The organism is Rhodococcus sp. NPDC059969 (assembly GCF_042738325.1).
Taxonomy (GTDB): Bacteria; Actinomycetota; Actinomycetes; order Mycobacteriales; family Mycobacteriaceae; genus Rhodococcus_F.
Map to the genome: position 1 here is coordinate 392,668 of NZ_JBHWUF010000004.1, position 13,399 is coordinate 406,066.

A 13,399-nucleotide genomic window follows, 5' to 3' on the forward strand; every position below is an offset into this window, starting at 1 on the left:
ACGCACGTCAATACTGTTCTCTGCATATGGAACTCACCATGAGATCCGACAACAGGAGGCCACAACCAATGACCACCCTTCGACGTCGCCCCCTGCTCACCGTACTTCCGGCAGTCACCGCTGCAGCCCTCATATTGAGCGTCAGCGGATGTGGTGACACCACTGACTCCACTGATTCCACTCGGCAAAGCGACGCTGCCGTGCAACAGGTGCTCGACGGCGTCATCGAGCAGGGGATCCCCGGCGCACAACTCGTGATCTCCGACCCGTCGCGGGGCACTCGCATCATTCGTGCGGGAATGGGAAACACCGCCACCGGCGAGCCTATCCCCGATGATGCGCGGGTCCGAATCGGCAGCAACACAAAGGCCTTCGTTTCGACCGTCGTCATGCAACTCGTCGACGACGGACTGCTCGACCTCGATATAAGCATCGAGCACTACCTGCCCGGAACGGTCGTAGGCAACGGGAACAACGGCAACCGAGTCACCATTCGAGATCTCTTGCAGCACACCAGTGGACTGACGGACTACCTCGCCGCCGGCGGAGCACGGCCGGAAGACATCAAGCCCGGCCAGCTGCTGGTGGGGACAAGCGCACAACCATCGGAGCACTTCTCCCCCACTGAACTGGTCGATATCGCGATGTCTCTTCCACCCGGCCCGGCCGCCAAAGACAAGGCTGTCTATTCGAACACGAACTACATTCTGCTCGGGATGCTCATCGAGAAGGTCACAGGACGCCCTGCCGCGCAGGAGATCACCACCCGCATAATCGATCCGCTCGGACTGAAGGACACCTATTTTCCCGCCTCCCGCGAGACACAGATCCGCGGTTCTCATGCACAGGGCTATCACCCGATTGACGGCATTCAGGTCGATGTCACCGATGGCGACGTGTCGTGGGCCGACACCGCAGGTGCGATGGTCGCAACCGGCGCCGACCTCAACACTTTCTTCACGGCTTTGCTACGCGGCGATCTCGTCTCGAATGACAGGCTCGCCGAGATGAAACACACCGTGCCGTTCGACAGGAGCCCGCAGGACAGCTACGGACTCGGGCTGGTCCGCGTGAACAGCTCCTGCGGGAAGGAGATCTGGGGTCACGGCGGCGGAATTCCCGGCTTCGGCACCTCGGGCGGAGTCGATACCACAGGACGCGCTGTGACTCTCACCCTCAATCACATCCCGATGAGCGAGGACGCCTTCGTAGCGGCACAGCGAGTTGTCGACGCAGCGATGTGCGCGGAGTGAAGGAAACATGTTCGTGCACGACTTCGCGCGCAACATCGAACAACGATTCTTCCCGATCGAACGATGTCCCGACCCCTACCAATCCTCAGGAGTTCTACTGATGCGTAACAATATTCGAAAGGTCTTCCCTTCCTCAGATCGACGGCAGGACCGCAAACGGCACCGGACCTTTTCGGTCGTTACCGCGATGGCCCTCGGTGCCATGACGCTGGCGTCCTGCTCGCCGTCGTCCGCCCTCAGTCCCGATACCGTCGGTTCTTCCTCCACCGAGTCCGACGCGGTTCAACGCTCCCTCGACGCACTGGTGAGCGAGGACGGACTACCCGCCGCCCTCGCAAGCGTCCAAGACCGAAACGGTAACTCCCGCAACTACACCGCAGGAGTCGGTGACCTGACCACCGGATCAGAGGTGCCGCACAACGGCCAGATACGGATCGGCAGCAACACCAAAACCTTCACCGCAGTAGTGGTCCTGCAACTGGTCGCCGACGGAAAGATCGAACTCGACACCCCCATCGAGACCTACCTACCCGGACTCGTCCGCGGAGAAGGGATCGACGGCCACAACATCACCATCCGCCAACTCCTCCAACACACCAGCGGACTCCCCGAGTACGGCATACACGTCAATGACGAAGAGATCAGATACCGCTACGCCGACCCCCACGATTTGCTCGACATCGCCTTCCAACACCCCGCCGACGCACCGCCCGGAACGAGTTGGGGGTACAGCAACACCAACTACATTCTGGCCGGCCTACTCGTACAGAAGGTTACCGGCCGTCCCCTCGCCGAGGAGATGAATCGACGTATCTTCGCGCCGATCGGCCTGCGCGACACCTACTTCCCATCCCCGGGCGACATGACCATCCGGGGTCCCCATCCCCAGGGATACCACCGCACCGCACCAGACAGCCCACTGAGTGACGTCACAGAGATGGACCCGTCGTGGGGATGGGCCGCAGGACAATTGATCTCCACCACCTCGGACCTCAACCAGATCCTCTACGCGCTACTCGACGGACGACTGCTCCCCGCAGCCGAACTCGATCAGATGCGTACCACCGTCCACGTCGGCGGGCCCACCGGACTCGAGTACGGCCTCGGCCTCACCAGCAGGACTCTTTCGTGCGGCGGGGTCTACTGGGGCCATGGCGGCGACATAGTCGGTTACGAGACCCGCGGCGGCATCACCGACAACGGGCGCGCCGTAAACCTTGCGGTGACGGCTCTTCCCTCGACTGCATCCGCCACGCAACACGTCGTAGACACCGTGGACAGAGCTTTGTGCAGTTAAAGCTCTGGTGACAGCGTCACCGGGAATCTCACCCGAGTGACGCTGTACCGACCGACGAAACATTCGGTTGGTTATTGGCCGAACGGACCAATGCGGCCAACGTGTCCGCTGCCACACTTCATCAGTCCATGCGGCACAACGCAATTCAGGAGGCATGATGAAGTCGGAACGCGCCACGGTTGAGGAACCCTCGCATAGCGGCGGCAAGTCGATACAAAACATATTGGACAACAAGTCAATTCGTCGAACAACGACTATGACTGTTGGGCTGCTCAGTACGATCTGGATGATCGACATGATAGATCGCGTGATGATCGGGCTTGCACTGCCGATGATCGGAGACGAATTCTCCCTCAGTAATACGCAATTGGGCGGAGTCGTGTCGATCTTCGCCATCTTTTACATGCTCGGGCAGGTCCCCGGCGGCATGCTGGCCGACCGATTCGGACCCCGGCCACTGTTGATCGTTGCGTTGATCCTGTGGTCGGTGTTCACCGCACTGACAGGATTCGCCTGGGGACTCGTCTCGCTGATGGTCATGCGTGCGATGTTCGGGCTCAGCCAGGGTCTCTTCCCAGCAGCGTCGTTCAAAGCTCTGGCTGAGCGAACCCGTCCGAAAACTCGCGCCACGGCCATGGGCTTCATGATCGGTGCAAACAACCTGGGCCCCGGCACCGCACCATTGATCATCGCCCCAGTTCTCATGGCCGTCGGTTGGCGGGACGCATTTTGGCTGGTGGCCATAGTCGGCGCTGTGATCGGCACAGTCGTCTGGTTGGTGCTCCCGGCGCCGTTGGACACAGAGATCACGGAAGATCCGGAGGCCGCACTGCAACCGCTCGCCAGTGAACACTCACGCGCCGCGGTATTCAAGTCCGTTTCGGTCTGGAAGTTCGCACTTCTGTTCTGCCTGGCCAACATGGCCGGATATGGGCTGTTGACCTGGGTGCCGAGCTACCTCCTCAACGAAAAGGGGCTCTCGCTGATCGATACGGGAATCTTCGCGGCGATCCCGTTCATCGTCACGGCATTGGCCATCGTCGTCGGTGGACGTCTGGTGGACAAGTACTTCCACGACAGCGCGCGCATTCTGCTCGTTCCGTGCATGGCCGCCTCTGCCATTCTGCTGTTCTTGATGACTACCACCGATACCGTCGCGATGTTCACGTTCTATCAAACCCTCGCGATGGGCGTCAGCGGACTGTGCTCGATGTCGATCTTCGCCCTCCCGTTGCGGGCATTGCCCGCCGAATTCCTCGGTTCCGGAATGGGTTTGATCAACGGTTGTGGACAGCTTGCCGGTTTCATCACCCCCCTCGTGATGGGATGGATGGTGGACCAGTTCTCGTACATGGCCGCGTTCGGAGTCCTGGTCGGTGCGACGGCTGCGGCGGCATTGGTGGCCATGATCGTTCCACAGACCCCGGCGAAATTCTGAGGGCTCTCACGTGGTCCGGCGAAGTGGCCGCTGAAGGGTCGTTCCCAGCAGTGGCCGCTTCGCCGATCCGGACCTGACCCCGGTGCCAGCTCGTCACCTCACTGCATCGAACCCGTTGCGCGAGCGCCGAAGTGCGCGTCCTGCAAGCTTCCCCGTCGGCACCCCGTCCGACAGTGCCGGTTGCCCATTGACCAGAACGTGCCGCATTCCGGTCGCATACACTCTTGGGTTGTCGTATGTCGCGAGATCCTCTACCTGCGAGGGGTCGAAGATCGCCAGATCGGCGTATCCCCCTGGCGCAATGTAGCCACGCTTCGCCAAACCGAAGTTTTCAGCAGGAAGGCTGGTCATTCGGCGAACGCATTCCTCGACTGATTGCCCGCCAATGCCGCGGGTGTAGCGGCTCAGAATACGGGCGAAAGTTCCGAATGAACGGGGGTGGACGGGTTGCCCCGCGAAAAGGGTCTCCGTGCTTTGAGCATCGGCATCGGAACCAACCGAAACCCAGGGACGCTCGAAGGCAATTCGCGTGTTGTCCTCCGACGCAATGAAATAGGCAGCTTCGGCTGTGGGCAGAGCGTCGAGAACAGCCAGTATGGTGTCCACCGGGTCGTGATGCCCCATCCTCCGAGCAATAGATCCCAGAGCTTCCCCCGCTCGGATCCCGAGTGCCGGTACCTCGGACAAGATCGTCACCCCATCGGCACCTCCGGACGCAGCGTAGAGATTCTCCCAGTCCTCGTCCTCACGATGGATCCTCTCGCGGATCTGGTCTCGGACACCGGTCGAGTTCAGGTGCGTGCGCCCGGCCGTGGTGTCACGACACCGAAACTCCGGTGGCAACGCGGCACTGAGCAACGTGTTCCCCGCCTCGTACGGATATACGTCCGCGGTGATTCGCACGCCGTCCTCGCGAGCCGACTCAACCAATTGCAGGGCCTCTGACATTTTGTGCCAGTGCGACTTACCAGCAACCTTGAGGTGGTAGATCTCCCCGCGCGCTCCTGTCGTTCGAGCGATATCGATCAGTTCCTCGATGCTTTCGAGAAACCTCTGCCCTTCGCTTCGGAGATGGCAGATATGGACGGCATCATGTCTGGCGAGCACCTGCGAAAATGCTCGCAACTCGCCGGTATCGGCATAGCTTCCGGGTGGATAGATCAGAGCCGAACCCACTCCGAGAGCTCCATTTTCAAGCTCCTCGTCGAGCAGGGCACACGCTTCGGCCAGCTCTTGTTCACTCAACAGACGATTGTCCACACCCGCAACCACCATGCGCAGATTCGCTGCGCCGACGAAGCTCGCCACGTTGAAACCGACGCCGTTCGTCTCCAATGATTCGAGAAAATCGTGCAACCTGGGCCAATGTGATTGCACCCCAGGTGGAATCGCACCCAATCCGAGCATCGTCGGAGTCATCGAACCCGTGACCGGTCCGAGAGACACGCCTTCACCGAAGACCTGGGTTGTGACCCCCTGATACAAGTCCGACAATCCTCGTGGGTCTTGCTGCAGCGTGAGGTAACTATGGCTGAGCACATTCACAAAACCGGGAGCCACCATACAACCGCGAGCATCGATGTCGATCGCCCCCGGCACAGCACCGATCGTTCCGACTTCCACGATCGTGTCACCGGAGATCGCAACATCCGCTTTCCTGGGCGGGCTCCCTCCACCATCGAGCACAGTCCCGTCCCGAACGACGATTGTCGGCAGCATCACGTCTCCTCCACGGTGGCCTTGCTGTCGCGAGATGCGACCCTGCTCACTCTGCTCAATCGTGGAAGCGAAATCTTGTTCCAGACACACATACTCGATGCAAAATTGGTGCCGCCCTACCAAACTGACACATGGTTCCGATCATGCCATCGGTTAGCCGACGACCCTGCGAATCTCGCTCTCGGAGGCATTGGCGCCCGTGCAGACAACAGCAACGCGCTTGCCAGCGAAGGTGTTCGGATGCGCATAGACCGCAGCAAGTGCGGCCGCACCGGCGCCTTCACTCAAAGTGTGAGCGTCGCAGAGCAACGCCCGCTGCGCGAGGGTGATGTCGTCGTCAGTGACGAGCAGGAAGCCTCCGAGCCGTTCACGCAAAACACGTTGTGTCAGTGCGAACCCGGCACCGGTCGCAAGCCCCTCGACACGGGTGGTGTTCGGGCGCTCGACGCACGTGCCGGAACTCCATGAGTCATGTGCGGCTCGCGCGGCCTCCGACTGCACTGCGAACACCTCTAGGTGCGGTGCGAGCGTACTGGCGACGAGACACGCCGCCGCGGCGCCGCTGCCGCCACCGACTGGGACTACCACCGCGTCCAGATCGGGTTGTTGTTCGACGAGTTCGACGTAAGCAGTAGCGACACCGGCAAGGATGGTCGGCTCATTGGCGGCGCTGACGAGACGCAGGCCGTCACGTTCGCTGATGAACTCGGCGTGAGCACGTGCCTCGTCGAAATTCACACCGTGCTCGATGAGTTCGGCTCCGAGCATGCGGACAGCGTGAGCCTTGACTGGATTCGCCCCAACCGGCATGACGATCACACATCGCACGCCCGCACCCGCTGCTGCATACGCCAAGGATTGAGCGTGGTTTCCGGTCGAGTAGCCGACGATCCCCCGCGCCCGCATCGCCTCATCCAGTCCTGCCACCAGATTCAGTCCGCCGCGAACCTTGAACGCACCCGTGGGGTGCACGTTCTCGTGTTTGACGAACAATTGGCTGCACGAGCCCGCACCCAAGGTCGGATGCGATACCAGGGGCGTAACCGGTAGATGCCGACGGACGACCTGACTGGCACGCTCGATGTCTGCCCACGTGGGTGGTTGTAGCTCGGTTGTTGCCGCGAGATCAGGTGCCTGTGCCATGTGGAGCACCTTTCCAAACACTGATTCATAGGTCCAATACGTGTTTTCGTAAAAAGCATCGAAATCTTCTATGATTTCGGCATGCTCGATCTAATTCGGCTGAGGGTTTTGGTCGCTGTTGCGCAGGAAGGATCGGTGACAGCCGCCGCCGATTCTCTCGGTTACGCACAGCCCTCCATCAGCCACCACCTTCGACAACTCGAATCGGAAGTCGGGGTTCCGCTGTTCCAGCGAGCCGGTCGTGGGCTACGTCTGACGGATGCCGGTGCGGTACTGGTTCGGCGAGCCACCGAGATCCTCGGCCACGTCGATGCAGCAGTAGCGGAAGTCGAAACGTACGCAGGACTGAGGGCCGGGCGGGTACGACTGGCCGCATTCCCGTCAGCCCTGGCGAGTTTGATTCCGCAGGCGATGGCAGCGTTCACGTCCCAGTACCCCGATGTGTCCATCAGCCTCGTTGATGCAGAACCACCCAAAGCACTTGCACTGCTTCGTAACAACGATGTCGACGTAGCTGTTGTCTTCGCGCACGAGGACACCCCTGAAGTCGGGCTCAAGCATGTCGCGCAGACGACTTTGCTGGAAGATCCGTTGTACTTGATCACCTCCGCGCGGAATCCAGATGCCGCCAGCCAGCTCAGCGACTACTCCAGCGAGACCTGGATTGCCGGTTGCCCGAGCTGCCGCGCCCACCTCCTCACCGCTTGCAATCGTGCTGGGTTCATTCCGCGGATCGAGTTCGAGACCGACGACTACGTCGCCGTCCAAGCTCTGGTCGCCTCCGGAAGCGGGGTCAGCACCCTTCCGGCCCTCGCTCTCCAGGCACATCAGAATCCGGATATCCGCGCACACCGCATTCCCGGCGAGCGGCGCACTATCGCTGTCGCGACCTACGGGAAACCTCCACTTGCTCCCGCCATCGACGCGTTCGTCAGAACTCTGACAGCGATATCCGAATCCATGCGTGAGCGCGTCGAACTGAATGGGCACGTCAGTCTCTGACGACACTGGGCGGCCCGATCACGACCGCCCGCAATAGCCAGTGACCTCAGGCCCTACCAACAACCGCGACAATCAGTGCGGCAAGTTCGCTTCGAGCATCGTCGGGCGAGAGCGCTCCCGCTACAGCCGCATGCGAGAGTGCCTCTGCAGCACCGAATATTGCAGTCATCGAAGGTTGCGCAAGTCCGCCGCCCACACCAAAGGGAGCCAGCACCTGTCGACATCGTTCGGAATACGCGTGTTCGGATTCACGCTTGACCCGCTCCAGTTCGGGCGAACCCTCCAGCGCTGCAAGCACACCCGTCAGCTCACGCCCCTGGGCCAGCGAACATCCGACGTAGGAGTCGGCGATGGCATTCGCGCGTCCGCTCAAAGACTCATCCGCGGCATCGAGATACTCCTCGAGCATCACCGTCTGACGATCGTCGAATTCCTTGAACAGGGCTGCCAACAACGCGGCGCGGGAGGCGAAATGGCTGTAGACAACGGGCTTTGCAACGCCGGCACGTTCAGCCAACCTGCCAAGAGTGAGCGCGTCTGCGCCCTCCTCTCGCACCAATGCCCACGACACCTCGACGAGCTGTTCGTACCTGCCGGCTCGCGACAGTCTCGTACGTGCCATCGGACACCTCCTTGCGCTATATACCAATAGTAATCTACTCTTAGTACATAAGCGCACCATCTACCGAAGGAACGCTCATGACCACACTCGTCGTAGTCTCCCACTCCGATCCTCAGTCACTTACCCAGCATGTCGCCCGTTCTACCGCCGACGCGATCCGCGACCTGGGCGGCGACGTCGACTTCGCGGACCTACATGCCGAAAATTTCGATCCCCGATTCTCCGAAGCCGATGTGAACCTGTTCCGCGGCAACGGGTCTCCCCCGGCCGATGTTGTAGCCGAGCAGGACCGAATCGATCGTGCAGACGATCTGATTCTCGTGTTTCCGATGTACTGGTGGTCGATGCCCGCACTACTCAAAGGTTGGATCGATCGAGTCTTCGTCAGTGGATGGGCGTACGAATACACCCCGGGAAGCGAATTCGTGAAGAAACTGGACCGACTCACCGTCCACCTGATTCCGGTCGCAGGTGACGACGCTGAGAGTTTCGACCGACACGGCGTGTACGAGGCCTTCCGGACACAGATCGAGCGCGGCATCATCGAATATTGCGGTGCCACACTGGGATCGACAACCTTCGTTCACGAGTCGGACACGAAGGGCCGAGACGTCCTCGCCGCAGAAATCCACGACCTCAGCGAGAGTATCGCGGCCCGTGTTGCCTACCCTGCGACCGTGACTTCCCGTTGACGGTCAAAAAGGGGTCAACTGACTCTTGACCGGCCCGTGGCCGCCCAGTAGCGAAGCGTATCCCCCGTATGACCGAGGTTGCGCGACGACTGATCAGCTGGGCGCACGCTGTCGAGTAGACCACCGCACCGTTCGATTGCTTTGCGCGAACCCTCGTTCGTTTCGTCGCAGGTAATCAGGACGCGACTGAGCCCTACCGGGTCGCCGGCGTACGTGAGCACCTCCCGCAGAGCAGTCGACGCTATCCCTTTCCGGCGTTCCGACGGCCGGATCCCGTAGCCGATATGACCACCAAGATCAGCCAAGAACTCATTCAAGCTGTGTCGCAACTGGATAGCACCGAGATACCTGCCGTCACGAACGATCCACCAGTTGGTTGCCGGGACAATGTCGGGCCCCGGCAACGCCTCAGGCTGCGCCAACAACTCCTGCACCCAGTGCCCGAACCCATCGCGGGATGCAAGGTCGAGATCCAGACGTTGCGCAACTCCCAAGGCCGAACCGGGCTGATCCGCCCGCGGTCCGCCCCACTCGTCACGCGACTCCAACCAGGACACCCACAAGGCCTCGTCAGGCGCAACCAAATCGACAGTCATAGCAGCGATGCTACGTCGCACCCGCAACGGTCGAGTCGGGCCAGGCCAGGCTCGACCGACATCTGGGGCCGAGTCAGCGGTTCCAGCCTAGTGCCGTGACTGTGCAACGACGGAGCGTGTGTCGCTGGCAGGTTTGACAACACTCGGTCGACGCGACCGCAGGTGGGAGTTCGCGTCCAGGTACCGCCGGACTAGTCGATACGCGCGGCGCACGCCGCCGCTGTGTCACCAAATCAAATATTGCCAGCAGCTATCGAGGGGCTCCTTTCCACGCCTGCTTCCGTTTAAATTTCGTCTCGTTCGCTTCGGACCAGACTTCGGTCGCCATCAGGGCGCGGGTGTCGGTAAAGACGAGGGCAGCTGTAGATGTGTGCCCCTCGAATAGCTGGTGTCGCGTTCACCATCGCTACACGCACCGCACCTAAATCGGCCAGATGAGTCAGGAACTGAGACACGGACCCGGCTTTCCGAAAACAGGCTCAGGCTGACCGCCAGCGGTCCTTTCCGTCCGAACCTGGCGCGCACACCATCGGCGTGCCGTTGGCTGTGACACCAACGGCCCCCGGTGTACTGCAGTACGAACCAGGGTGCACCGTGCCAACCGTCGACTGTCCGCGAGTGGTGGTCGCCGGCGGCGTGTACTGCGTCGTGGGCTGGGACTGGTTGCGGGGCGTCCAGGTTGATCCGCACAACGCGTTACCTTCGGCACCCATCGCGTCTCGCCAGTCCGCGTCGCTGCACGAATACTCCAGCGAGCGTTGCGAGGTCGGTGGAGGTTCGGCCGGCATCATCTGCGTTGTCGGCACGTACACCTCGGACGTCTCCATGACCTCAGGCACCGACGTTATAGAAGACGCCGCCGTCGTAGTCGTGACGGATGTCGTCGTCCGCGAGAGTGTTGTCGGCGCCGCCGAACTGGTGGTGGATACTACGGACACCGAGTCGGTCTTCTCGTCGGGATCAGCCCCTGTCCCGACGATCACGACACTGAGAACACCGGCAGCGAGTACACCGGCGCCCAAAATCCACGGCCATGTCCGCCTCTTCTTCGCCCGAGCGGTCGGATCACCAACAGATGCAGAACCTGTGGTCTTGAGCCGAGTTTCCGATGTCCACTGTTGCCCATCCCAATACCGATCGATGGTCGAATCGTAGGGATCGGGATGCCAACCAGCAGCAGGATTCATCGTCGATATCCATTCTTGGGTTGTTGTCCTCAGGCTTATCGCGGAGGTCGTTCAATTTCTGCGGCCAAAAGGATTCTCGTTTCGCGAAGTTGAACTCGGGCAACGAAATGATCGCGGTGCCCACAGCCGGGATGTATCAAACTTACTGGCATCTGACCGTTGTTCAGGGCTCCCCTGGACCGACAATTCTCAGTCCCTCCGGCGGTACCTCCTGCACGATAAATGCGTCGGCGGCGTCGGTCACGATGGCTATGTAGAAAACGTGTTGACCGTCGACCTGTACCGGGCAGCCAATGTTAAATCCTGCGAGTCGTGGAATCCGCGCGAGTACGGGTTCGCCGCCGGTGATCTGGGCGTCGCCGTGCAGGCGTGCGGCCTCAGCCAGTACAGCTCGCTTCACCGCCTCGCGGTCCACCAGGTCGTCCCTGTCCGTCAACGACGACAGCGACACCGGTTCGGTGCACACGAACGGCACCTCTAGGCGCATAGGTTGCGGCACTCCGGTTTCGGAGTCGGGTGGGGTGTAGGTGCTGAATCCGACGCGGTGCGCCGCAATCGGCCGATACGACTCGTGGTCGATCACGAACGTCCACTGCGCGCGGTGGGCGGGTACATTTCCAAGCAGTGCTGGACCGCCACGTGCTGTCGCTTCCAGAAATGCCTCGTATCCGACAAGATCTACGTCCGCTCCGTAGTCGATGTCGCGGGCCTGGGCGTGGACCTCCGACAGATCGACTTCGAACAGTGACACCGGATAGGGATACTTGCGCCCGTCGATCTCAGCGTAGAAATCTCTGAGGGCGTCGGTGTCGAGATCGTCGGCAATCCACTGTGCAATCTCACGGGTCGTCACTTCCTCAACCGGGCGAGCAGGCTCGGGAAATCCGCGAAAGACCCCATCGTCATCAGTACTGTCTGCGAAGGACTCGAAGTCCATGTTCGCGATCGACAGATTGTTCTCCACACTCCACATTTCCGCGGGAATGACGCGAAATGTCCTCCCCCGTGGCCGATCCGGTTCGTCGGGGCCCGTGTAGACAGCGACGATGGGATGCTCAGGGGTTCTCACCGTCTCGGCATCGACTAGAAACGCGTAGTAGGGCGGCGGCTCGCCGATCAGCCCGAGCAGGCCGTCGACAGTCAGTCCGTCATAGTCCCGATTGTCGATGCAGGTGAGATACGCCGCAAACTCCAGATCGCTGTCGCCCTCCGATACCGGAGCCATTGCAGCGACGGCGATCTCACGCCAAGCGCCATCGTCGGTGAAATCGGTGCGGATCAACAGAGACTCGTCGACGAGGTGATCGGTAAGCACTCGACCGGTTCCCAGAGCCTCGAGCAACTCTTCTTCTCGGCGATCAAGTTCCTCCACCGCGAGTTCGGCGGCGATCTGGGCTGCCTCCCGACTGGGCGGGTCGACGGGCACAATCGACTGGACGATGCGAGCGCAGTCCGTTGGGTCGATGTCCTGATAACCACGAATTTCGTACGTCCAGTCACCGAGCGAGCATCGATAACGCTGCGGTGTGAGATCGTTCGGCCACTCTAGAGCCGGCTCGCCGATCGCGCTCACCCAACGACGCAACGTGAATTGGGGCGACTGTCCATGGATCGACAGGCTCAGTTCGCCGGTGCGAGGATCACCTGACTGCGACGTGGCAACTATCGTCATCGGGAGCCATGTCGGAACTGCCTGAGGAATCTCGGCCAGAGCGCGTTCCCGTTCCTGATGCTCACGTTGATGCTTCGCGATCTCGTCTTGCGCAGGACGCGAGGGACCCGTCCATCGGAACAATCCTGGATCGAATTCTTCATCCAGTGCGGGGTTTTCGAGTTCCATCCACTCGTCGCCGTGCTGCCACCGCAAGGCGACGCCGAGTTCCGCATCGAACACATAAGTAACCGTCTCGTTGGTGTACTGGTCGAGAGCGGTCACCTCCCATCCCTCGCGGCCTCGCACGATCGCTGCGCGGGGCGCACTGGGGTCGACGAATCGTTCGTTGTCGAACATATGACTTGATGCAGGAGGGAACGTGTCATAAGCGCGGAGAAGCAGCGATGGTGAACCGATACCGATGGTCGCGTACATCGTGTTCGGAGACTTGACGGCGTGGACCATCGCATCGTCCGCGTCGCGAGACCATCTGTCCGTCGCGTTCTCCAGAAAGATCGGCTCGCCCGACTCGTTTTCGTAGCGCCACGCCGCCTCCGGAGCATGCAACACCAGCTGCCACGACCCGTCGGGGCGGTGAACGACGCCACGCACAGTGCGTCCCATCGTGCCGTAATTCGCGCCTCGGATCTGTTCCCACGTCGGTGCCATTCCCAGAACGTACCTCACGGTACGTTCTCCCGAGAAAGCTATCTTCTCAGGCGATATCTCAACTACCGCCCGCAGTCATTGCACTCCTGTTGCAATAGCACTGACCACGACCGAGTTCATCGAGCCT

General features: G+C 61.0%; 11 protein-coding genes. 5 read left to right on the forward strand and 6 right to left on the reverse strand.

Annotated features, from left to right (window positions below):
- Positions 1 to 68: 68 nt before the first annotated feature.
- The 3 genes from ACFWAD_RS15625 to ACFWAD_RS15635 all read left to right on the forward strand — a co-directional run bounded on the left by ACFWAD_RS15625 (position 69) and on the right by ACFWAD_RS15635 (position 3,988).
- Complete coding sequence (locus tag ACFWAD_RS15625) at positions 69 to 1,253, forward strand: serine hydrolase domain-containing protein (protein WP_378545247.1); 1,185 nt, start codon at positions 69 to 71, stop codon at positions 1,251 to 1,253.
- A gap of 100 nt (positions 1,254 to 1,353) precedes the next feature.
- The gene (locus tag ACFWAD_RS15630; protein WP_378545250.1) at positions 1,354 to 2,550 is read left to right on the forward strand and encodes a serine hydrolase domain-containing protein; all 1,197 of its coding nucleotides are present in this window, start codon (positions 1,354 to 1,356) and stop codon (positions 2,548 to 2,550) included.
- 286 nt (positions 2,551 to 2,836) lie between these two features.
- Positions 2,837 to 3,988, forward strand: coding sequence for an MFS transporter (locus ACFWAD_RS15635; protein ID WP_378545253.1), 1,152 nt, complete (start codon positions 2,837 to 2,839; stop codon positions 3,986 to 3,988).
- A 93-nt stretch (positions 3,989 to 4,081) separates the two neighbouring features.
- Here ACFWAD_RS15635 and ACFWAD_RS15640 read toward each other — a convergent pair whose 3' ends face one another.
- Positions 4,082 to 5,707 carry an amidohydrolase family protein gene (locus ACFWAD_RS15640; protein WP_378545364.1) on the reverse strand — a complete coding sequence of 542 codons (1,626 nt, stop codon included), beginning with the start codon at positions 5,705 to 5,707 and terminating at the stop codon, positions 4,082 to 4,084.
- A gap of 153 nt (positions 5,708 to 5,860) precedes the next feature.
- Positions 5,861 to 6,850 carry a threonine/serine dehydratase gene (locus ACFWAD_RS15645; RefSeq protein ID WP_378545256.1) on the reverse strand — a complete coding sequence of 330 codons (990 nt, stop codon included), beginning with the start codon at positions 6,848 to 6,850 and terminating at the stop codon, positions 5,861 to 5,863.
- 81 nt (positions 6,851 to 6,931) lie between these two features.
- Here ACFWAD_RS15645 and ACFWAD_RS15650 point away from each other — a divergent pair, with 81 nt between their 5' ends.
- A complete protein-coding gene (locus tag ACFWAD_RS15650) occupies positions 6,932 to 7,852 on the forward strand; it encodes a LysR family transcriptional regulator (RefSeq protein ID WP_378545259.1) in 921 nt (306 codons plus the stop codon).
- A gap of 46 nt (positions 7,853 to 7,898) precedes the next feature.
- Here the strand turns inward: ACFWAD_RS15650 and ACFWAD_RS15655 are convergent, their stop codons facing one another.
- Positions 7,899 to 8,474, reverse strand: a complete 576-nt coding sequence (locus ACFWAD_RS15655) for a TetR/AcrR family transcriptional regulator (RefSeq protein WP_378545262.1) — start codon at positions 8,472 to 8,474, stop codon at positions 7,899 to 7,901.
- 77 nt (positions 8,475 to 8,551) lie between these two features.
- Here ACFWAD_RS15655 and ACFWAD_RS15660 point away from each other — a divergent pair, with 77 nt between their 5' ends.
- Entirely contained in the window at positions 8,552 to 9,166 is a 615-nt protein-coding gene (locus tag ACFWAD_RS15660; protein WP_378545265.1) for an NAD(P)H-dependent oxidoreductase, read from the forward strand.
- 14 nt (positions 9,167 to 9,180) lie between these two features.
- Here ACFWAD_RS15660 and ACFWAD_RS15665 read toward each other — a convergent pair whose 3' ends face one another.
- The 3 genes from ACFWAD_RS15665 to ACFWAD_RS15675 all read right to left on the reverse strand — a co-directional run bounded on the left by ACFWAD_RS15665 (position 9,181) and on the right by ACFWAD_RS15675 (position 13,290).
- A complete protein-coding gene (locus tag ACFWAD_RS15665) occupies positions 9,181 to 9,762 on the reverse strand; it encodes a GNAT family N-acetyltransferase (RefSeq protein ID WP_378545268.1) in 582 nt (193 codons plus the stop codon).
- 479 nt (positions 9,763 to 10,241) lie between these two features.
- Positions 10,242 to 10,949, reverse strand: a complete 708-nt coding sequence (locus tag ACFWAD_RS15670) for a DUF2510 domain-containing protein (protein ID WP_378545271.1) — start codon at positions 10,947 to 10,949, stop codon at positions 10,242 to 10,244.
- A gap of 163 nt (positions 10,950 to 11,112) precedes the next feature.
- Positions 11,113 to 13,290 carry a DUF6924 domain-containing protein gene (locus ACFWAD_RS15675; protein WP_378545274.1) on the reverse strand — a complete coding sequence of 726 codons (2,178 nt, stop codon included), beginning with the start codon at positions 13,288 to 13,290 and terminating at the stop codon, positions 11,113 to 11,115.
- Between the last annotated feature and the right edge of the window lie 109 nt (positions 13,291 to 13,399).